This is a genomic window from Cupriavidus sp. CPT47-8839-RL05A (assembly GCF_058792255.1).
Genome location: NZ_JBYTEG010000007.1, coordinates 111,547 through 131,342 on the forward strand (window position 1 = coordinate 111,547; position 19,796 = coordinate 131,342).

Annotated in this window: 17 protein-coding genes; 7 read left to right on the forward strand and 10 right to left on the reverse strand. The window is 68.0% G+C overall.

Going from position 1 to position 19,796, the window contains the following annotated elements:
* Positions 1-89 precede the first annotated feature (89 nt).
* Positions 90-1,055: an alpha/beta hydrolase gene (locus tag AC3WVS_RS10335; protein WP_492318551.1), complete on the reverse strand. Its 966-nt coding sequence runs from the start codon at positions 1,053-1,055 to the stop codon at positions 90-92.
* Between the two features lie 388 nt (positions 1,056-1,443).
* Between AC3WVS_RS10335 and AC3WVS_RS10340 the strand changes: the two genes are divergently transcribed.
* Together AC3WVS_RS10340 and AC3WVS_RS10345 are read left to right on the forward strand one after the other, a co-directional pair.
* Positions 1,444-2,379, forward strand: a complete 936-nt coding sequence (locus AC3WVS_RS10340; protein WP_492318552.1) for a LysR family transcriptional regulator — start codon at positions 1,444-1,446, stop codon at positions 2,377-2,379.
* Between the two features lie 117 nt (positions 2,380-2,496).
* A complete protein-coding gene (locus tag AC3WVS_RS10345; RefSeq protein ID WP_492318553.1) occupies positions 2,497-3,075 on the forward strand; it encodes a superoxide dismutase family protein in 579 nt (192 codons plus the stop codon).
* Positions 3,076-3,179: 104 nt separating this feature from the next.
* Here AC3WVS_RS10345 and AC3WVS_RS10350 read toward each other — a convergent pair whose 3' ends face one another.
* Entirely contained in the window at positions 3,180-4,178 is a 999-nt protein-coding gene (locus AC3WVS_RS10350) for an isopenicillin N synthase family dioxygenase (RefSeq protein ID WP_492318554.1), read from the reverse strand.
* A 543-nt stretch (positions 4,179-4,721) separates the two neighbouring features.
* Between AC3WVS_RS10350 and AC3WVS_RS10355 the strand changes: the two genes are divergently transcribed.
* Positions 4,722-5,762, forward strand: coding sequence for an ABC transporter substrate-binding protein (locus AC3WVS_RS10355; RefSeq protein ID WP_439669935.1), 1,041 nt, complete (start codon positions 4,722-4,724; stop codon positions 5,760-5,762).
* A gap of 174 nt (positions 5,763-5,936) precedes the next feature.
* Complete coding sequence (locus tag AC3WVS_RS10360; protein WP_492318555.1) at positions 5,937-7,514, forward strand: phospholipase D family protein; 1,578 nt, start codon at positions 5,937-5,939, stop codon at positions 7,512-7,514.
* A gap of 25 nt (positions 7,515-7,539) precedes the next feature.
* Here AC3WVS_RS10360 and AC3WVS_RS10365 read toward each other — a convergent pair whose 3' ends face one another.
* Both AC3WVS_RS10365 and AC3WVS_RS10370 read right to left on the reverse strand, forming a co-directional pair.
* Positions 7,540-7,803, reverse strand: a complete 264-nt coding sequence (locus AC3WVS_RS10365; RefSeq protein WP_010812450.1) for a hypothetical protein — start codon at positions 7,801-7,803, stop codon at positions 7,540-7,542.
* A gap of 120 nt (positions 7,804-7,923) precedes the next feature.
* Complete coding sequence (locus tag AC3WVS_RS10370) at positions 7,924-9,183, reverse strand: M20/M25/M40 family metallo-hydrolase (protein ID WP_492318556.1); 1,260 nt, start codon at positions 9,181-9,183, stop codon at positions 7,924-7,926.
* 186 nt (positions 9,184-9,369) lie between these two features.
* On the opposite strand from AC3WVS_RS10370, the gene AC3WVS_RS10375 reads away from it, so the two are divergent.
* A complete protein-coding gene (locus AC3WVS_RS10375) occupies positions 9,370-10,452 on the forward strand; it encodes a GlxA family transcriptional regulator (RefSeq protein ID WP_492318557.1) in 1,083 nt (360 codons plus the stop codon).
* Between the two features lie 18 nt (positions 10,453-10,470).
* Here AC3WVS_RS10375 and AC3WVS_RS10380 read toward each other — a convergent pair whose 3' ends face one another.
* A complete protein-coding gene (locus AC3WVS_RS10380; RefSeq protein WP_035822196.1) occupies positions 10,471-11,202 on the reverse strand; it encodes a BON domain-containing protein in 732 nt (243 codons plus the stop codon).
* Positions 11,203-11,350: 148 nt separating this feature from the next.
* A complete protein-coding gene (locus AC3WVS_RS10385; RefSeq protein ID WP_492318558.1) occupies positions 11,351-13,003 on the reverse strand; it encodes an AMP-binding protein in 1,653 nt (550 codons plus the stop codon).
* 240 nt (positions 13,004-13,243) lie between these two features.
* Here AC3WVS_RS10385 and AC3WVS_RS10390 point away from each other — a divergent pair, with 240 nt between their 5' ends.
* Positions 13,244-13,918: an SOS response-associated peptidase gene (locus AC3WVS_RS10390; RefSeq protein WP_492318559.1), complete on the forward strand. Its 675-nt coding sequence runs from the start codon at positions 13,244-13,246 to the stop codon at positions 13,916-13,918.
* Positions 13,919-13,969: 51 nt separating this feature from the next.
* On the opposite strand, the gene AC3WVS_RS10395 is transcribed toward AC3WVS_RS10390, so the two are convergent.
* Positions 13,970-16,177 (reverse strand): TonB-dependent siderophore receptor, encoded by a 2,208-nt coding sequence (locus AC3WVS_RS10395; RefSeq protein ID WP_492318560.1) that lies wholly within the window; start codon positions 16,175-16,177, stop codon positions 13,970-13,972.
* Positions 16,178-16,448: 271 nt separating this feature from the next.
* On the opposite strand from AC3WVS_RS10395, the gene AC3WVS_RS10400 reads away from it, so the two are divergent.
* Entirely contained in the window at positions 16,449-16,775 is a 327-nt protein-coding gene (locus AC3WVS_RS10400; RefSeq protein ID WP_492318561.1) for a BrnA antitoxin family protein, read from the forward strand.
* Between the two features lie 57 nt (positions 16,776-16,832).
* Here the strand turns inward: AC3WVS_RS10400 and AC3WVS_RS10405 are convergent, their stop codons facing one another.
* The 3 genes from AC3WVS_RS10405 to AC3WVS_RS10415 all read right to left on the reverse strand — a co-directional run bounded on the left by AC3WVS_RS10405 (position 16,833) and on the right by AC3WVS_RS10415 (position 19,753).
* Positions 16,833-17,381, reverse strand: coding sequence for a TetR/AcrR family transcriptional regulator (locus AC3WVS_RS10405; protein WP_492318562.1), 549 nt, complete (start codon positions 17,379-17,381; stop codon positions 16,833-16,835).
* Between the two features lie 107 nt (positions 17,382-17,488).
* Positions 17,489-18,880, reverse strand: a complete 1,392-nt coding sequence (locus tag AC3WVS_RS10410) for a dihydrolipoyl dehydrogenase (protein WP_492318563.1) — start codon at positions 18,878-18,880, stop codon at positions 17,489-17,491.
* A gap of 141 nt (positions 18,881-19,021) precedes the next feature.
* Positions 19,022-19,753, reverse strand: coding sequence for a glutathione peroxidase (locus AC3WVS_RS10415; RefSeq protein WP_492318564.1), 732 nt, complete (start codon positions 19,751-19,753; stop codon positions 19,022-19,024).
* Positions 19,754-19,796 lie beyond the last annotated feature (43 nt).

The following is a 19,796-nucleotide window of genomic DNA, read 5'->3' on the forward strand; positions in this document are numbered from 1 at the left end:
AACTGATGGTCGGACTTAGGACCGCTTGCGTGTTGCGGCGGTCCTGGCTCTGGCCGAAACAGAGCCGGCTGGCGGTTGTCTGGAGCGGCTCAGCCGGCGGGCTTGGCTCCAGGCCGGCTGGCGTTGGCGTCAGCGCGGCGTTCAGTCAGGGATGAGGTATCGTCGGCCGCGGCCAGACATCGCCGCAGGAACCGCGCACCTTCGTCGACCCATGCCTGACAGCTGTCATGGGCCTCTTCCACGCCGTCGCCGCAGGCGCCGGGCATGATCATGGCCTGGGCCGGCACGCCGGCCTTGCTCAAGCGCCCGGCGAAGGCTTCGCCTTCGGCACGCAGCGCGTCGTATTCAGCCACCTGGACCAGCGTGGGCGGCAGCCCGGCCAGGCGCGAGGCCAGCGCCGGGGCGGCATACGGATGCACCGTATCCGCCGGCGTCGGCAGGTAGTCGCGATAGTTGTCGGCCAGGCGCCGCAGGGTGTCCATCGGCACCTGCCCGCCGTCGAACCCCGCGCACGAAGCATGCTGCAGGCACGGGTCCGTCACCGGGCGGATCAGCCATTGCCCGCGCGGCTGCGCGGTGCCGCGATCGCGCAGCATCTGCGCCAGCGCGATCGCCAGGTTGCCCCCGGCCTCCTCGCCCACCAGCGCAAAGCGGGCCTTGTCCAGCTTCAGCCGCCGGGCATTGCGCAGCACCCACTGCACCGTGCTGTGCGCGTCCTCCGGCGCCGCCGGGAACGGATGGTCCGGCGCCAGCGAATACGCCGGCGTTACCACCACCGCCGGCACCGTGGTGGCCAGGTCCTGCACCAGATGGCATGCGTGTTCCAGGCCGCCTTCGACGAAGCCGCCGGCATGCAGGTACACCAGCCAGGGCAGCAGCGCGGCGCCCTCGGCGCCCGGCGCCGGATAGCCCGCCGGGTAGCACACCCGAACCAGGATCTCGCGCCCGTCACTGGTCACCGTATGCTCGGCCACGCGCACCTGCCCCTGCCCGGCTGCCGTGGGGGCAGAGGCGGCGCTGGCTGCATCAGGGCGTTGGCCTGGCTTCTCGGACATGGCGTTGGCGCACGACGGAAACAATGCGCTTGAGTGTTGCGATGCAACGGATTATGGTGATTGACGAGGATGGGATAAAGCGAGAGATCGCCAATGCACTGTTCCGGGATTGGAATAATCGCAAACCGCCCCGCCATGCCACTGAAACCGCATATCCCCACGCATGACAAGGTCTTGGATTTTGTGATTCACTGCGGCTCTCGGCACGCGCGGCGGTCTGCCAGGCCGGTGCGCGCCCGATCAGAAATCCATGCCGGAACCCGCGCCCAGCCAGCGCGCAGTCCCTGTACCAGCCAGCCGGCAGACTCCCCACAACAACAACCAGCATGGCCACGTGCGTCACGAGCGCGCGCGGCACGCCGTTCGGATCTATCGTCGGAACCTCATCATGGACCGTCTCGTATCAATGCAGGCATTCACCCGGGTCGTTGACGTCGGCAGCTTTGCGCGCGCCGCGGAATCGATGGACTTGCCCAAGGCCACGCTGACCCGCCTGATCCAGAACCTGGAAACCCACCTGGGCGTCAAGCTGCTGCACCGGACCACGCGCCGCATCAGCGTGACCAACGACGGCGCGGCCTATTACGAACGGTGCGTGCGCATCCTGGCCGATGTCGAGGAAGCGGAGCAGTCACTGACGCGGCAGAACAACTCGCCGCGCGGCACGCTGTCGGTGGACACCACCGCGGGGCTGGCGCAGCTGGTGCTGGTGCCCCACCTGCACGAATTCTTCCAGGCCTACCCGGACCTGAAGCTGGACCTGACCATCAACGGCAAGCCGATCGACCTGCTGCAGGAAGGCGTGGACGTGGTGCTGCGCGTGGGCACGCCGGTCGAGGAATCCATGGTGGCTCGCCGCATCGGCCATGTGCAACTGGCGTTCTACGCCTCGCCGATCTACCTGAACCGCTTCGGCATCCCCCACGACCTGGCCGAACTGGCCCAGCACAAGGCGGTCAATTTCCTTTCCAACCGCACCGGCCGTGAAATGCCATGGCCCATGGCACGCGGCATGGAGCGCAGCGAGGTGCTGCTGCCGTCGGCCATCTCCACCAACGATGCCGATGTCTACATGGGCTGCGCGCTGGAAGGCCACGGCGTGGCACGGGTCTCGCGCGCCATGGCCGAGCCCTATGTGGCCAGCGGCCGGCTGGTGGAGGTCATGACCGACTGGCAGACCGAAGAACTGCCGATCTCGGCGATGTATCCGCAGAACCGGCACCTGTCGGCCAAGGTGCGGGTGTTCGTCAACTGGGCGGCGGACCTGTTCTCGCGCCACCCGCACTTTGGTGCGGCACAGCAGCGGCTGGCGGTCGCGGCCTGATGGCGTGATTGGCTAGTATCCGCAGTTAGTGCGGTATGTAGGACAAAACCGGAAATCGGCCTGGCGCCGGCCAGCCTATACTGTTTCTTCCGAAATCATGACAAGAAGAGGAGTCCGATGAAACAAGTGCTTACCCCCCTGGCGGCCTGCATTGCCGCGACCATTGCACTGGCCGGCTGCGCCGGCTCCGGCAAGACCTCCTCGTCTGCGGCCAGCGCGTCCGCCGCCAGCACCAGCACCGGCAGCAGCGCCAAGGCGACGGCCACGCTCCAGCCCAAGAGCGGCGCCAATACCGCCGGCACCGTGACCTTCCAGCAGCAGCCCGGCGGCGTGATGATGACCGCGGCGATCACCGGCCTGCCGCCCAACTCCGTGCACGGCTTCCACGTCCATGAGAAGGGCGACTGCTCCGCGCCTGATGCGATGAGCGCGGGCGGCCACTTCAACCCGACCGGCAAGCCCCACGGCCAGATGACCATGCCCGACCACCATGCCGGCGACATGAACAACGTCACCGCGGACGCCAGCGGCAACGTTCGCGTCAGCATGCTGCTGCCGGACCTGACCGTTGGCACGGGCGCCAACGGGGTGATCGGCCGCGCGGTGGTGGTACACAAGGACCCGGACGACTACAAGACGCAGCCGACCGGTAATGCGGGCGGGCGGATCGCTTGCGGGGTGGTGGCGGCTTCGTAAGGTAGGAATAGCGAACCAAGAACTCCTGCGAACCCGTCGGGGTTCTCCCTCTCCCGCAAGCGGGAGAGGGGAGCAAACCGTCGGCATGGAAATTCTTCCGCGCCTCAATACCCCTTGAAATTCGCATTCACCCGCTGCCGCAGGTAATCCCCCGCGCTGATCGGCGGATACTTGCCGCCCGGCCCTTCGATCATCGCACCGCGGTTGGCCTGGCAGAAGAACGCCATGCTGTAGCGCGGGCCCATGTAGTCATCCGGCGCGGGATTGCGCACGCGATGGAAGTTCGACGGCAGCCGGTCGTCGCTCCAGCGCATCAGCATGTCGCCGATATTGCAGGTGATGACTTCCTCGTCCGGGTCGATCGGGGTCCATGCCTGCGCCTCCATCTCCTTGCCGGGGCAGACCTGCAGCCCGCCCTGGCCGGGGCGCTGGAACAGCAGCGTCAGGCAGTCGAAATCCGTATGCGCACCGGCGCGCCAGAGCTCCAGCTTGTCGCGCAGTTCGGGCGGGATCGCGTAGTAGTGCAGCAGCCGCAGCGTGCTCTGGTAGTCCGGCGCCCGCGGATCGTGCGCCTGCGTGAAGAAGTCGCTGGCAAAGCCGAGCTTGCCGGCGAAGCATGACAGCACCTTCATGCCCACCTCCCAGCATTGCGCCTCGAAGGCAAGCATGGTGGCGCGGAAGCCTTCCAGTTCGTCATCGCCGGGCCACAGCCCGGCCATGTGCGGGCGCGTGATCTGGTAGGACTCCTTCTGGTCCGGGGTGCCGGTCGAGGGGCGCACCTGCGCGCGGCTTTCCCAGCCGGCGTTGTTGGCCTTCTGCAGCGGGTATTGCGCCTTGACGGCGTCAGGCAGCGCGAAGAAGCGCTCGGTCATGGCAAAGGCTTCGCGCACGCTGGCCAGGTCGATGCCGTGGTTGGCGATCTGGAAGAAGCCGACGTCTACCGATGCCTGCCACAGTTCGTCAGCGATTTGCGGCTTGCGCCGCGCGTAGTCGGACAGGTCGATGCGGCGGATCTCGCGCTGGCGGGTTTCCGAACCGAACGCGCCCATGCGCGATTCGCGATGGAGTTCGGCCAGGGCGTAGGCGGTGTCTGGTTGGCTCATGGTGTTCCTTGTGCAAAGCGGATCAGGGATTGGCCCCTCGCCGGCACAGGCAGACCACCCATGGCAACGCACGCCGGGACAACGCGCTCCTGAGGTCGCCTGTGCCAGCCTGCGCGATGGCGCGGGGCACGGACTTCAAGGGCAATTCCCGGCCATCCGGCGCGCGTCTGCGACGCCCCGCGCGGATGGTGAACGCTTCTACTCTTGCCCGAGGTCATGCAGGTTCCGGGCCAGGGGTTTTGCACCGGGATCGCAGCGATTGCGCCGGGGCTTGCGCCGTGATGGCGCATTCGGGGCAACGGCTTGGTGCATGGCGCCGCGCAGCGCCCGGCACGGATCCTGCTGAAACCGCAGCGGAGTAGAAGCGTTCAGCGGCACGCCGCCCGGAAATTGCTCCCGATGATGTGCACGGTCCCCGCGCATGCCCTGGCCGCATGCCGGCGCGGCATGGTGCCGGCGTCCCGGGAGGCCACGCTCGCCTTCCGCACTCGCGCCACCCGCCCGCGCACGCATCGTCCAGTGACATTCGTTCCGGAGAAAGACATGCGTCGCCGTTCCTTCCTGCGCGCCACTGGCGCCACCGCCCTGCTTGCCGCCGCCCCGTTCGCGGTGCCCCATGTCCGCGCGGCGGGCTCGCTGCAGAAGTTCAAGTTCAATCTCGGCTGGAAGGTGGAAGCCTCGGGCGCGGGGTTCCTGCTGGCGCACCAGCGCGGCTACTACAAGGACGCCGGGCTGGACGTCACCATCGATACCGGCAACGGCTCGGCTTCGGCCATCAGCCTGGTCGCGGGCGGCGCCTATGACTGCGCCTCGGCCGACCTGGCGGCGATGATCGAATTCAACACCACCAATCCGTCCGCCGCGCTCAAGGCGGTAGCCATCCAGTACGACCTCAATCCGAACGCGATCCTGGTGCGCAAGGGCAGCGGCATCGTCAGGCCAGCGGACCTGGCCGGCAAGTCCATCCTGGGCCAGCCGTTCAATGCCTCGCGCAAGCTGTTCCCGGTCTTCGCCAGGGCGCAGGGCTTCGACCCCGGCGGCGTGAAGTGGGAGAGCGTCACGCCCGATATCGGTGACACGCGCTTCGTCAAGGGCGACTTCGATGCCGCCGCCTACTTCTTCTTCACCGGCCTGGTGAACCTGAAGGCGCGCGGCATGGGGCCAGAGAAGATCACCGTGTTCCGCTTCTCGGACTACGGCATGAAGTCCTACGGCAACGGGCTGGTAGCCAACCGCAAGAGCATGACATCCGATCCGGAGGTGATGAAGGCCTTCGTCAAGGCCTCGACCCGCGGCTGGCTCGACGCCATTGCCGATCCCGCCGCGGGCGGTGCCGCGGTCAAGGCGCGCGAGCCGCTGGCCGACCAGGCGCTGGAGACTGAGCGCCTGCGCCTGATTGTCGACGGCACCATGAAGACGCCCGACACCCGGCGCGACGGCTGGGGCGCGGCCACGCCGGCACGGCTGCAGGCAACGCTGGATGAAACCGTCGGCGCCTTCGGCATCAAGGCGCCGCTGACGGTGGCGGACATCTGGACTGACCAGTTCCTGCCCGCGCCATCAGACCGCCGCCTCAAGGCGTAAGGAGAGCACGCCCGTCTGTATATCGTCCCTGGCCTGGGCGATGCGCCGGAGCCCCGTGGCGCGCCAACACTTCCCGCTCCCGGTGCGTAATTAAGCCCGCGGCCCGCGCGGCATGGCAACATGGCGGCATTGCCGTAACGATCGGCCCCCGCGAGGGGTCCGACAGGACCCGCCATGCCATCGCCGACAGACGCCGCGTTCGCCCCCCACCGCCGCCTGCGCGCCAATTCGCTGCTGCTGTGCTGCGCCGCCCTGCTCGGCGGCTGCGCCTTGCCGCCGCTGGATCACCGCACCGAATCCTTTGCGCTGACGCCCGCCGAATCCCAGGCCACGCCGCTGGGCCAGGCGGTGGCCGGCGAAGTGGCGGGCCATCCGGGCCTGAGCGGCATCCATCCGCTCGAGAATGCCTACGCCGCCTTTGCCGCGCGCGTGCATCTGGCGCGCACCGCGCAGCGCACGCTCGACGTCCAGTACTACATCTGGCGCGACGACCTGACCGGCACCCTGCTGCTGGAAACGTTGCATGAAGCCGCCGACCGCGGCGTGCGCGTGCGCCTGCTGCTTGACGACAACGGCATCGCCGGCATGGACGAATGGCTGGCGGCCATGGACGCGCATCCGCAGGTCGAGGTGCGGCTCTTCAACCCGTTCGTGATCCGCCACCCCAAGGCGCTCAATTTCCTGACTGATTTCCGGCGCCTGAACCGGCGCATGCACAACAAGTCCTTCACCGCCGACGGCGTCGCCACCATCATCGGCGGGCGCAATGTCGGCGACGAATACTTCGGCGCCACCGATGGCGTGCTGTTTGCCGACCTCGACGTGATCGCCATCGGGCCCGCGGCCGGCGACGTGGCGCACGATTTCGACCGCTACTGGTCGAGTGCGTCGGCCTATCCGGTGGACCGGCTGGTGCCGCCGGTCAGTGTCGAACGGCTGCAGGCGCTGGCCAGCAAGGCCCGTGCAGTCGAGCAGACCCCCGCTGCCGCAGCCTACCTGGCCGCGGTGCGCGACCTGCCTGACGTGCAGCGGATGCTGGACGGCACGCTGCGGTTCCAGTGGGCGAAAACGCGCATGGTCAGCGACAACCCGGCCAAGGCGCTCGGCGAGGCATCGCGCAACACCCTGGTGGCGCACCAGCTGCGTGAAATCCTGGGCGACCCGCAGCGCGAGCTTGACCTGGTCTCGCCCTACTTTGTGCCATCGACGGGCGGCACGTCCTATTTCGCCGACATGGCCAGGCGCGGCGTGGCGGTGCGCGTGCTGACCAATGCGCTGGAAGCCACCGACGTGGCCGCCGTGCATTCGGGCTATGCCAAGCGGCGCAAGGCGCTGCTGGAAGCCGGCGTGGACCTGTATGAGCTGCGCCGCTCGGCCGCGCCCGGCAAGAAGGAAGAGCGCGCCGGCCCCTTTGGCAGCTCGGGCTCCAGCCTGCATGCCAAGACCTTTGCCGTCGACGGCACCCGGGTCTTCGTGGGCTCGTTCAATTTCGACCCGCGCTCGGCCACGATCAACACCGAACTGGGCTTCGTCATCGACAGCCCGGATCTGGCTGGCCGGATCGAATCCACCTTCGCCAGCGTGGTGCCGCGCGCGGCCTACCAGGTCAAGCTCGATGAAACCGGCAAGCTGTACTGGCTGGAACGGCGCGACGACGAAGTCATCCGCCACGACACCGAGCCGAACACCAGCTGGTGGCGCCGGCTTGGCATCTGGTTCCTGTCGATCCTGCCGATCGAGTCGATGCTGTAGAACGGGTTCCCGGGAGCACGGCCCCTCAGATCTGGTCGAGCAGGCTGCGCACCACATCGGCCAGCCGGCCGGCGCGCTGGCGCCCCTTGGTGTCCAGCGCCATGCCGCTGCCGCCGGCCAGCGCCTTCAGGCCAAACAAGGCATCGCCCACGTCGCGCCAGGCCGGGTAATCGGCGTGGATTTTTTCCAGCGCGGCGGCGCCCGCGGCCACCTGCGCGGGTGCGGGGGTGCGGCCGGCGGCCAGGTCTTCCAGTGCCGTGGCCGCGTCCAGCAAGCCTTTGCGGTTCATCTCTGTCTCCCCCTGCAAGGTCTCTTTTGTCATGGCCGCCGCATGCGGGCAGCCATGACACTGTAGCAGCTTGCCGGGAGGGGCAACCAGGCGCCGGCAACGCAGGCCTGGCGCGCCGGCTCAGTTGCGCCCGATATCCTGCAGGATGCGGGTCATCAGGTACAGGCGCGGCACGATCGAGTCCAGTTCGATGTACTCGTCGCGGGCGTGATAGCCGAAGCCGGCCAGCCCGAAGCTTTCCACCACCGCGGGCTTGCCCGAGCGCGCGGCATAGCTGGCGTCAGTGGCGCCGCCAGTGCCTTCGGCCAGGGCCAGCGTGCGGCCGTCCAGCTCGGCGTAGATCTCCTGCGCGCGCTTGGCCAGCGCGCGGCCGCGCGCGTCGGCCACGAACGGCGGGCGGCCCTCTTCCATCGTCACCGTGGTCTGCGTCTCCGGCACCAGCTGGCTGGACTTGACCTTGTCCTGCAGCGCCACCTTCAGCTTCTCCGCGGCGCCGGCCGCGGTGGTGCGCACATCGCCGTAGGCGACGGCGCTTTCCGGGATCTGGTTGCGCACCGTGCCGGCCTGGGCCTGGGTCCAGTTCAGCTGCGAGCCCGGCACCTGGCTGGCGGTGTCGCGCGTCTGCTGCAACTGGTGGGCAAGTTCGATCAGCGCATTGCGGCCGCGCTCCGGCGCGGCGCCGGCGTGGGATGCGCGGCCCTTGACCTGCATGGTGGCGGTGGCGGTGCCGGAGGCGCCCAGCAGCAGCGACTCGGCCTTGACCACGTCCTTGGCCGCGGTGGGCTCGCACGACAGCACCACGTCGTGCTGCGCGGCCAGCGCGGCAATGGCTTCGCCGGAGCCGACCGAGCCGACCTCCTCGTCCGGGTTGAACAGCACCGTGATCTGCGCGTAGTCGCGCCAGCCCTGGTTCTTCAGGATCTCCAGCGAATGGAGGATCACGGCGATGCCGCCCTTGTCGTCGGCAATGCCCGGCCCGTAGAGCCGGTTGCCTTCCTCGCGGATGGGCTGCGTGGCCAGGGTGTTGTCCGGGTACACCGTGTCCATGTGGGCGATCAGCATGATGCGGCGCTTGCCGGTACCGGTGAAGGTGGCCTTGACCATGGCGCCCGGGCCCTTGGTGACGGGCATGCGTTCCACCTTCGCGCCCAGCGCCTGCAGGCGCTTCTCGGTATAGCCGGCCATCTGCGCCAGCCCCTTCGCGTTGGCGCTGCCGGATTCGATCGACACCATCTCCTTGAGCGACTGCACCAGCGCGGGCTGGGCCGCCTGCGCGGCGGACAGCAGCGCGGCATCGGGCTGGGCGGCACTGGCCAGGGTGCCGGCCCCGGCAAGCGTCAGGGCGGCGGCAACGGCAACGTGGCGGACGGAAAACGGCATGGAATCTCCTCGGATTGGTCTTGTTGGTGCCATGCCTCGGCGCACAGGCAGCGCCGCGGCACAACTGCACGATGCTAGCCCTTGCCAGAACCTTAGGGGAGGATCAATATCGCCAATCCGGATGCCGATCCCGCCACGGCATCCTGCCCCCACGCTTCGCTCATGCACCCGACCACGCCCCCTGGCATGCCAGCCGCAATCACGCCGCCTTCACAGAACATCCCGCTGCATGTCCGCCTGCTATGGTTGCCGCAAGCCATGCCGGGCAGCCTGTTCACCGCGCTCGACGTGCTCCGCACCGTGGCCGGCGTCGCCAGCCTGCAGCGGCCCGACGCCGCGCCCACGCTGAGCTGGCAGCTGTGCGGCAGCAACGGGCGCACGCTGGCGGCAGACCTGCCGGGGCTGGTGGCCTCCACCCGGCGCACCCGCGCCGCGGACAGCCGCACGCTGCTGGTGATCCCCGCCCTGCTGGCCAGCAACGCGCTGCAGCTGGGCGAGATCGTGCAGCGCGATGCCGCGGCGCTGCGCCTGGTTGAGCGCCATGCGCAGGCCGGCGGCTGGATCGCCGCGTGTTCGTCGGGGATGGTCTTGCCGCTGCAGCTGGGGCTGCTCGACGGCGCCAGGACCGGCGCGCCCTGGATGTTCCAGAGCTGGATGATGCGCCAGTATCCGCATTGCGACCTGGGCAGCGACCAGGCCATGAGCGTGCACCAGCGTGTGTTCTCGTGCGTGGCGCCGGCGCTGCAGGTGGAATTCATGCTGCGCGTGCTGGGCCACCTGCACGACCCGGACCTGGCACAGGCGGCGTCGCGGCTGATGCTGTTCCAGCCCGAGCGCCAGCGCAGCGTGCCGGCACTGGTGTCGCAACGCTGGCTCAGCCGCACCGCCGACAGCCCGGTGTATCGCGCCATCCAATGGCTGCAGGACCATGTGTCCGAGCCCTACAAGCTGGCCGCGGTGGCCCAGGCGGCCGCGGTCAGCGAACGCACGCTGCTGCGGCATTTCCGCCAGGTTACGGGGCTGAGCCCGCTGGACTACCTGCACACCCTGCGCGTGGAGCGCGCGCGCATGCTGCTGGAAGTCACGCTGCACGGCACGCAGGGCATTGCGGAAGCCTGCGGCTACAGCGACGCCGCCGCGTTCCGGCGGCTGTTCCAGCGCACCACCGGCATGTCGATGTCAGACTATCGCGCCCGCTTTGCGCTGCGGGCGCGGCGGCGCTACTGGCGCATGGAAGATGCCGCGGTACGGCGCGGCACCGGGGAGTGACCGCGCCCAGGGCAGCGCTCAGGTGCGCAAGGCGATGTGGTTGACCACGTTCTCAACGCCCTGCACGTACCATGCGTCGCGCTCGGCCTGGCGCCGCGTGTCCTCGCTGGCGACGCAGCCTTCCAGCGTCACCACGCGGTTCTCGGTGCGCGCGCTGACCTGGCCGGCATCGATGAAGGGATCGGTCTCCAGCACCAGCATCAGTGCCTCGGTGATTTCATCGTCGCGGTCGGCTTCGGCGGGCGCTACCACCAGTTCATTGACCACGCAGCGGCAACCGCGCGACCACCAGGCCAGCACCCCTGCCAGGCGCATGTGCGACAGGCTGATCACCTGCCCCCACAGCGTGACCACGCCGTCGTGCACTTCCACTTCAATCCAGCCGCTGCGTTCGCCCACGGCTTCGCGCATGGCCTCGGGCTTGCCCTTGACGCGCGCGCAGATCTTGCAATTGCGGAAATCGATGGCATTGAGCAGGCGCTCGCACACCGCGTCGCGCAGTTCGCCGTCGCCTACCTGCATGCCGCCATTGGCCACGCGCAGGTGATCAATCACGCTGGTTACACCGTCCACGCGCCGTACCGTCGCCGCGGCCCTGGTCTTGTCGACGATATCGGCCACCTCGCCTTCCAGGATCAGCGCGCCGTCGGAAAGCCGCAACTGGATGGTGGGATGGAGGACATGACCCTGATAAGGCACATGCGCCAAGGCTGCGCGCGCCTGCGTCAGCACCGCTTCGCTACTCTGCATTTTGTTCGCCTCGCCCGATTGGTCTGGAGATGGAAGACGCGCGCCCCTGCCTGCAGGCGCGCCTGGCGCGGCACCGCAGGCTCCTTCACCGCCGGGGCCCGGCAACCGCTTCCTCATTATAGGAAGCGGTCCGGGAACGGCTCAGGCCTCAGGCAGCGGCCGCCTCGCGCGCGCGGGCCACTTCCTGGTTGCGCAGGATAAAGCGCTGGACCTTGCCGCTGGGGGTCTTGGGCAGTTCGGCGACGAACTCGATCTCGCGCGGGTAGGCATGGGCGGCCAGGCGCTTGCGCACGTGCTGGCGCAGCGCCTCGGCCAGTTCCGGCGCGGCGCGATATTGCGGGTCCAGCACGACAAAGGCCTTGATCAGCTCGGTGCGCTCCGGATCGGGCTTGCCGATCACCGCGGCCTCGACCACGGCCGGGTGTTCGATCAGCGCGCTTTCCACGTCGAACGGGCCCACGCGGTAGCCAGAGGTGGTGATGACGTCGTCGGCCCGGCCGATGAAGCTGATGCTGCCGTCGTCATTCAGCTCGGCGGAATCGCCGGTCAGGTAGTAGCTGCCGGCAAACCCGCTGGTGGGCGTGCCGTGATAGCCGCCGAACCAGCACATCGGCGAGCGCTTCAGGTCCAGCGCCAGCGTGCCCGGCTGGCCCGGCGGCAGTTCGCGCTGCTCATCGTCCACCACCACCACGCGATGCCCGGGGCTGGCAAAGCCGGCCGCGCCCATGCGCACCGGATGCGCGAGCGCATGGTGGTTGCACAGCACCATGCCCAACTCGGTCTGGCCGTAGTGGTCGTGGATGGTCACGACCAGCTCGCTGGCGAACCAGCGGATCACTTCCGGGTTGAGCGGCTCGCCCGCGCTGCTGACCGCGCGCAGCCGCCCGCGCAGCGGGCCTGACACGGCCTCGCCCGCGGCGATCAGCAGCCGGTATGCCGTGGGCGAGCCGGCCAGGTTGGTGATGCCGTACTTGCGGATCACACGGCATGTGCTCTCCACGGTGAACGGGCCATCGTAGAAGGTGGTGGGATGGCCCAGTGCCAGCGGGCCCGTGACCGCGTAATACAGGCCGTAGGCCCAGCCCGGATCGGCCAGGTTCCAGAAAGCATCTTCCGCGCGCAGGTCGACCGCGTCGCGCATATAGCCGGCAAACGCGGCAATGGCCTTGAGCGGCACCAGCAGCGGCTTGGCCGGGCCGGTGGTGCCGGAGGTGAACATCATCAGGAAGGGGTCGTCGCCCCGGCGCGGCACCGGCTCGAACGACGCCGGCTGGTGTTCCAGTTCGGCCCAGAAGCTGAAGTCGCCGCGCACCAGGCCGCGGCCCTTGTCGCCGGCCACGGTGACGATGGCGGGACAGCCATCCACGTCATCCAGCTTGGGGCGGTTGGCGCCATCGGTGACCACAACCTTCGCGCCGGACGCATTGAGCCGGTGCTCGATGGCCTTGGGGCCGAAGGCCGTGAACAGCGGCTGGTACACCGCGCCGGCGCGCCAGGTGCCGAGAATCGTCACCAGCAGTTCCGCATTGCGCGGCAGCAGGCCCGCCACGCGGTCGCCCGGCTGCACGCCCTGCGCCTTCAGGAAGCCGGCAAACTGCGCGGACAGTGCCTGCAGCTCGGTAAAGGTCCAGCTGCGCGAATTGCCGTCGCGCCCTTCCCAGAACAGCGCGATACGGCCCGGCAGCGCGTGGCGGTCGCAGCATTCGACGCAGGCGTTCATTGCCTCCAGGCTGCCGTGCAGTTGCCGTGCCACGGCGTCGTCATAGGAAAATCCGTCGAAGGCTTGGGCGTAGTCGCGCATGGTGTCTCCTGTATTCCGGCTGGTGCCTTTTGGTAGGTGGCCGCTGCGCGCGGGGTGCCGGCGCGCAACGGCTGCCGCAAGAGTGTGCGCGAGCGCCACGGGAGCAGGCAATAACCGATTCCGCCAGCGCGGCTGACGGTTTTTGCCATCCCTGCCGTGAGCCCTGACGCACCTCCTGGCACCCTTGACGCGGCACCGCCCGGCGCCGACGATACGGGCATCACCGCCAGGAGACAGCGCATGTGCACCAACTACGCCCCGGTCCAGAGCCGGATCCTGCGCGAAATCTTCGGCGTGGAACCGCCGCCGGGGCTGTACAAGGCTGAAACCTATCCGGACTACGCGGCGCCGATCGTGCGCGCCGCGGACGATGGCACGCGCAGTGGCGCACTGGCCTCGTTCGGCATGGTGCCGCGCCCGCGCATCCCCCCCGGCGCACGGCGCTTTGACACCACCAATGCCCGCAGCGAGACCGTGGGCGAACGCCCCGCCTTTGCGCGCTACTGGCGCCAGGGCCAGCTGTGCCTGGTGCCGGCCACGGCGTTCTATGAGTTTGCGTATCCCGAAGATGCAGCGCCCGGCGGCCCGCCCGGCAAGCCGGTGCGCTGGCGCGTCTGGCTCCCCGGCGAGCCGGCCTTCGGCATTGCGGGCCTGTGGCGCAGCTGGCCGGACCAGTCGCTGTCCTTCACCATGCTGACCATCAACTCGGCCCAGCACCCGGTGATGCAGCGCTTCCACAAGCCGGGCGAGGAAAAGCGGTCAGTGGTGATCGTGCCGCGTGAACAGTGGGACGACTGGCTCGCCTGCCGCGCTCCCGAGGTCGCGCGCACCTTCCTGAAGCTCTTGCCCGCAGACGCCATGCGGGCCGAACCGGCGCCCAAAGTGCAGGGAGCGCCAATCCCCGACTCGGAGTAAGCGCGCCGCTATCGCCGCCCCGGCCGCAGGCGCGCTTCCATGCAAGCCGGCTCAGAAGCGGTAGGTAACGCTGCCCACCACCGTGCGGCGCGCGCCGAAGTAGCAGTCACCGCGCGCCAGGCAGGTGGTCAGGAATTGCTTGTCGAACAGGTTGTTGGCATTCAGCGAGACGCGCAGCGGGCCGTGGTCATAGGCGATCATCGCGTCGTAGAGCGTGACGCCGCCCACCCGGTTCTGGTCGGCACCGTCATAGCTGGGGCCGACATAACGCATCCCGCCGCCGGCGACAAAGCCCGGCACGCCAAACAGCTTGAAGCGATAGTTGGCCCACAGCGACGCCATGTTCGACGGCGTGCTCGCCAGCTTCTTGCCCACCTCGGCCGGCGTGCCGTCGATCACGCGCGCATCCAGGTAGGTATAGGTTGCGATCAGGTCCAGCCGGCTGGACAACGAGGCCAGTGCCTCCACCTCGATACCGCGCGTACGTGCCTCGCCCACCTGGACCGAATCGGGAATACCGTTGACCACGCCGGCGGTCTTGCGGTTCTTCTCGCGCATATCGAATGCGGCAATGGTCAGCGTGGCGTTCTTGCCCGGCGGCTGGTACTTGATCCCTGCCTCCCACTGCGAACCGCGCAGCGGCTTGAAAGCCTGGTTGGCCTTGTTGAAGCCGGCCAGCCCCTGGAACGACTCGGAATAGCTGACGTATGGGTTGAGGCCGATGTCCGAGCGGTACATCAGGCCGGCACGCCTGGTCAGCTCGCTGTCGTCGCGGCTGGCCGAGGGCGTGTTGTCCTGCGCGGCGCGCGACCAGTCATAGCGCAGCCCCAGCATCAGCAGCCACTTGTTCCACGACAGCTGGTCCTGCACGTACAGGCCGGTCTGCGCCTGCGTGGCGGGATTCAGGTCGCGCGTGCCCGGCAGGGTGAAATTGCCGTAGACCGGGTTGAACACATTGAGCGGCGCGGCCGTGCCCCCCACCCCGGCGCGCCCCGTGATCTCTGAGTGCTGGTAGTCGACGCCGGTCAGCAGCGTGTGCTGGACCGGGCCGGTGCGGAAGTTGGTCTGCGCCTGGGTATCGACCGCGAACGAGTTCAGCGTGGGCTGGTTCAGGTAGACCGTGCGGCGCATCAGCGTATCGCTGCCCGGCACCCAGCCGTGGCCGGCGCCGTTGAAGCCGGCCGCGTAGATGCTGCGGTAGTCCACCGTGCTGTGCGAATAGCGCAGGTTCTGCCGCACCGTCACGGTGTCGTTGAACTTGTGCTGGAACTCATAGCCCACCGACGCCTGCTCGGCGTTGTAGCGGTCGAAGCCAGGCTCGCTGATAAACAGGTGATCGGGGATCTGGCCGGCCGGGTTGGCATGCAGCGTGCCCCGCCAGGGGAAGAAGCCGACCGAGGTTCCGCTTTCATCGCGCTGGAAGTTGGCCAGCAGCGTGAGCGAGGTGTCCTGGCTCGGGCGCCACGTCAGCGAAGGCGCGACCAGGTAGCGGTTGTCCTTGACGTAGTCCACCTGCGTGTCGCTGTCGCGCGCCAGCGCCACCAGCCGGTACAGCCACTTGCCGTCCGCATCGAGCGGGCCGGTCAGGTCGGCCTGCACCTGCTTGCGGTTGTAGTTGCCGAACTGCACCCCGATCTCGCGCGCCGCTTCAGGCTGCGGGCGTTTGCTGACCAGGTTCAGGATGCCGCCGACCGCGCCCTGCCCGAACAGCATCGACGACGGCCCGCGCAGCACGTCGATGCGCTCCAGCGCGTAGACGTCGGGCCGCACGTTGTTGTAGAAGCCGACCTGGTTCAGCAGGCCGTCGCGGTACTGCGTGAACTCGGTGCCCCGGAACCGGCCCCAGTCGCCGCGGGCGTCGTTGCCGAACGGCCCGGCGTAGACGCCGGCGCTGTAGCCGATGGCCTGCTGCACGCTCTGCGCGCCCTGCGCCTCCATCCGGTCGCGCGTGATGACGGTGATCGACTGGGGCGTCTCCATCACCGGGGTGTCGGTCTTGGTGGCAGTGGCGCTGCGTTTTGCCACAAAGCCATGGACCGGGCCGGAGGCGGTTTCGTCATCGCTGCTGGCGCGAACCGTCACGGCCGGCAGTTCAGCCGCAGCACCGGCCGTTGCCGGCGCAGGCACTTCGCCGGATTGGGCAAACACGCCGCCGGCCTGCAGGCTCAATACAAGGGTGGTCAGCGAAAGGCCGCGCGGGGTGACAAGCGCGGGGCAGGCAAAGCGCGGCTTTGCCTGCTTGGTCGGGTGGAAATACATCACTCAGGGATCGGAAGGTAGCTACCCCGCAGGCGCGGCGTGGCAAGTGGAAAATTCTGATTGCGAATGCGAATAATTCGTAATTACAACAGAATTGTAGCCTGAATGTGTCAGAAGCGAGACATTTTCTATGGGAGCCTCCGGCTAGCCGCTCCAGAGTGATGTGGCTTTTGGCATTTCGACGGTGCCAAATTCATTTTTATTGCTGTAGCATAAATACAGCCGGCTACGATTTTGGCGCGAGACTATGAACAGGAAACCTGACCTCACCATGCCGACGCCCGCGGAGGACGCCGCAATTGCGCGCGGCATTACCGGAGACCCCGATGCGGTGTCATTGCCGACGGAACAAATCAAGCGGCTGCGCCCGGCGCGCGAGGTACTTGAGCAGGTCGTGGGAAAAGAAAATGCCGATGCGCTGGTGAAACGCCGTGGCAGGCCGGCCAAGCCGGCTGGCGAGCGCAAGGTCAACCAGACCTTGCGGATCGATCCCGATGTACTGGACGCCTACAAGGCAACCGGTAGCGGCTGGCAAACGCTGATGAACGACGCACTGCGCGATTACGCCAAATCGCACCGGATGCTGCCTCGGCGCTAAGCCAGACGAAGAAGACGTTGGGCAGTTCTCAGCCTCAGTGGCCAGCCCCCACGCCAATCAGCCGGCCTGCAGCCGGCCCAGCAACCGCCGCCCCGCCTCGATCACCGCCGCATCCGGCTGCATCTGGTAGCGCACGATCATGCCTTCGATGCACAGCATCGCTTCCTCGGCCACCGCTTGCGGCTGGTCCAGGCCCAGGCGCATGGCGATGTCGGCGACGAATGCGGCCAGCTCGGCCTTGTGCGCCGCGGCCTGTTCCGCCGCGCGCGCGTCGCCGCCCGCCTCGGCCACCACGTTGATAAAGGCGCAGCCACGGAAGTCGCGGCCGAACCAGTCCGCCAGCGCGTCGGCAATCACGTCCAGGTGCGGGCGCGCGGCCAGCCGGGCTTCCACGTCCTGCCGGAACCACGTCATCCACTCGTCATGGCGGCGCGCCAGGAACGCCGAAATCAACTCGTTCTTGGAGGCGAAATGGCGGTAGAGCGACATCTTGGCGACGCCGGATTCGGCAATGATCTTGTCGATGCCGGTGGCGCGGTAGCCCTCCTGGTAGAACAGGCGGGCAGCGGTGTCGAGGATGCGGTCGCGGGCGGAAGGCGTGGCCATGGTGGCGGCGTAATCGGTAATGGGAGCGGCCGGACAGCGCCCTGCGCCGCCCGGCCTCTATAGGTTGATACTATGACAGACAGACCTGTCTAGCAAACCTGGCCCGCTCAGGCCTCGAGCTTCGCCTCCGCATCACGCAGCGCCGTACGCAGGCCCTCTTCCACCACCGGGTGGTAGAACGGCATGCCCAGCATCTGCCCGATGGTCAGGCCCTGCTGGTACGACCACGCCAGCAGGTGGGCGATGTTCTCGGCACGCGGGCCGGTCCATTCCGCGCCCAGGAAGCGGCCCGTGGCCTTGTCGGCATAGACATGCATCAGGCCCCGGTTCTTCAGCATCACGCGGCTGCGGCCCTGGTCCTCGAAGCTGACCTCGCCGGTCACGAACGTCCCTTCGGCCAGGTCGGCGTAACGCTGGCCGACCATCGCGATCTGCGGGTCCGTGAACACCACCGCGATCGGCGCGCGCCGGGCCAGCGGCTTCACTTGCGGATAGCTCGCGGCGTTCTCGCCCGCGGCCTTGCCCTCGTCCGCGGCCTCATGCAGCAGCGGCAGGATGTTGTTGGCGTCGCCGGCAATGAACACCGGCGCATTGCCGCACTGAAGCGTGCGCGTATCGAACAGCGGCACGCCGCGCGCATCCAGCGCCAGGCCGGCATGCTCCAGGCCCAGGCCGCGCACATTGGGCACGCGGCCGGTGGCAACCAGCGCATAGTCGAAGCGCTCGGTCACGCTGCGGCCTTCGCGGTCCAGGTAGGTCACCACCACCTGGTCGCCGTCGCGGGCCATGTCGGTCACCCTGGCGTCCGGATCGAGATAGAACTCGCCGTTGAAAGTCTTCGCCGCGTAGGCGCGGATCACGGGATCAGTCAGCGGCCCGAGCGAGCCGCTGACGCCGAACACGCGCACCCGCACGCCCAGGCGCGACAAGGCCTGGCCCAGTTCCAGCCCGATCACGCCGGGGCCGAACACCACCACGCTGGCGGGCAGGTCTTCCCACGCAAACACATCGTCATTGACGATCAGGCGGTCGCCGAACACCTGGAACGGCGTCGGCAGCATCGGCGTGGAGCCGGTGGCGATGACCACGCGGCTGGCACGCACGGTGGTGTGCCCATCCACTTCCAGCGTGGTGTTGTCGATAAAGCGGGCATAGCCGCGAATGCGGTCGGCTTCGGGGATGTTCTCCACGCCACGCACCACGAAGCCGACAAAGCGGTCGCGCTCGCTGCGCACGCGGGCCATCACCTCGCGGCCGTCGATGCGGACCTGGCCATCCACGTGCACGCCGAACGGCGCGGTGTGGCGCAGTTCGTGCGCGGCTTCGGCGGCAGCGATCAGCAGCTTGGAGGGCATGCAGCCCACCCGGGCGCAGGTGGTGCCGTACGGCCCGCCTTCGATGATCACGGCGCGCTTGCCCGCGGCAATCGCGGCACGGTAGGCGGCAAGGCCGGCGGTGCCTGCGCCGATCACGGCGACGTCGGTCTGGATGGTGGTCATGGCGGTCAATTCCTTTGTCTTGATGGCGTCAAACTGGTGTCAATCAGCGGGATGGATGGGGCCGCCATGCCGCCGGGCAAGGCGACCCCATCGGGTCCGGCGACTGCCGGTCCCCGGGTGGGGGATGAAGGGGGAATCCGCTTACTTGCCCAGGTACTGCTGCAGCGCCTCGGCGCCGCCGATGAGCTTGCCGTTGATAAAGACCTGCGGTGCGGTCATCTCGCCCGACACGGCGCCCAGCACCTTGCCGCGCACCTTGTTCTCCAGCGGCACGTCGATATAGTCGAAACCGTTGTCGTCCAGCAGTTGCTTGGCCTTGGCGCAGAACGAGCAGCCGACCTTGGAGAACACCACCACCTGGTCCGGCTTGCGCGCGTCCGGCGCGATGTGGGCCAGCATGGTGTCGGCGTCGGACACCTTGAACGGGTCGCCCGGCTCTTGCGGCTCGATGAACATCTTCTGCACCACGCCGTCCTTGACCAGCATCGCATAGCGCCAGCTGCGCTTGCCGAAGCCCAGGTCGGCCTTGTCCACCAGCATGCCCATGCCTTCGGTGAATTCACCGTTGCCGTCGGGGATCATGGTGATGTTCTCGGACTCCTGGTCCTTGGCCCATTCGTTCATCACGAAGGTGTCGTTGACGGACACGCACAGGATGTCGTCCACGCCGTGCTTCGCGAACACCGGCGCCAGCTCGTTGTAGCGCGGCAGGTGGGTCGACGAGCAGGTCGGCGTGAAGGCGCCCGGCAGCGAGAACACGACCACGGTCCTGCCGTTGAACAGCTCGCCGGTGGTGACGGTCTTCCACTCGTTGTCTTCACGCATGCGGAAAGCGACATTGGGAACGCGTTGGCCTTCACGGGATTGCAGCATCAGTTCACTCCTTGGTCTGGATCGGGTTGGTTTCGGCTGCGGG

What these genes read in the sequence shown, in the direction of transcription:
- AC3WVS_RS10335 (WP_492318551.1), bottom strand. Translation starts at nt 1,055, where the DNA reads ATGTCCGAGAAGCCAGGCCAACGCCCTGATGCAGCCAGCGCCGCCTCT.
- AC3WVS_RS10340 (WP_492318552.1), top strand. Translation starts at nt 1,444, where the DNA reads ATGGACCGTCTCGTATCAATGCAGGCATTCACCCGGGTCGTTGACGTC.
- AC3WVS_RS10345 (WP_492318553.1), top strand. Translation starts at nt 2,497, where the DNA reads ATGAAACAAGTGCTTACCCCCCTGGCGGCCTGCATTGCCGCGACCATT.
- AC3WVS_RS10350 (WP_492318554.1), bottom strand. Translation starts at nt 4,178, where the DNA reads ATGAGCCAACCAGACACCGCCTACGCCCTGGCCGAACTCCATCGCGAA.
- AC3WVS_RS10355 (WP_439669935.1), top strand. Translation starts at nt 4,722, where the DNA reads ATGCGTCGCCGTTCCTTCCTGCGCGCCACTGGCGCCACCGCCCTGCTT.
- AC3WVS_RS10360 (WP_492318555.1), top strand. Translation starts at nt 5,937, where the DNA reads ATGCCATCGCCGACAGACGCCGCGTTCGCCCCCCACCGCCGCCTGCGC.
- AC3WVS_RS10365 (WP_010812450.1), bottom strand. Translation starts at nt 7,803, where the DNA reads ATGAACCGCAAAGGCTTGCTGGACGCGGCCACGGCACTGGAAGACCTG.
- AC3WVS_RS10370 (WP_492318556.1), bottom strand. Translation starts at nt 9,183, where the DNA reads ATGCCGTTTTCCGTCCGCCACGTTGCCGTTGCCGCCGCCCTGACGCTT.
- AC3WVS_RS10375 (WP_492318557.1), top strand. Translation starts at nt 9,370, where the DNA reads ATGCCAGCCGCAATCACGCCGCCTTCACAGAACATCCCGCTGCATGTC.
- AC3WVS_RS10380 (WP_035822196.1), bottom strand. Translation starts at nt 11,202, where the DNA reads ATGCAGAGTAGCGAAGCGGTGCTGACGCAGGCGCGCGCAGCCTTGGCG.
- AC3WVS_RS10385 (WP_492318558.1), bottom strand. Translation starts at nt 13,003, where the DNA reads ATGCGCGACTACGCCCAAGCCTTCGACGGATTTTCCTATGACGACGCC.
- AC3WVS_RS10390 (WP_492318559.1), top strand. Translation starts at nt 13,244, where the DNA reads ATGTGCACCAACTACGCCCCGGTCCAGAGCCGGATCCTGCGCGAAATC.
- AC3WVS_RS10395 (WP_492318560.1), bottom strand. Translation starts at nt 16,177, where the DNA reads ATGTATTTCCACCCGACCAAGCAGGCAAAGCCGCGCTTTGCCTGCCCC.
- AC3WVS_RS10400 (WP_492318561.1), top strand. Translation starts at nt 16,449, where the DNA reads ATGCCGACGCCCGCGGAGGACGCCGCAATTGCGCGCGGCATTACCGGA.
- AC3WVS_RS10405 (WP_492318562.1), bottom strand. Translation starts at nt 17,381, where the DNA reads ATGGCCACGCCTTCCGCCCGCGACCGCATCCTCGACACCGCTGCCCGC.
- AC3WVS_RS10410 (WP_492318563.1), bottom strand. Translation starts at nt 18,880, where the DNA reads ATGACCACCATCCAGACCGACGTCGCCGTGATCGGCGCAGGCACCGCC.
- AC3WVS_RS10415 (WP_492318564.1), bottom strand. Translation starts at nt 19,753, where the DNA reads ATGCTGCAATCCCGTGAAGGCCAACGCGTTCCCAATGTCGCTTTCCGC.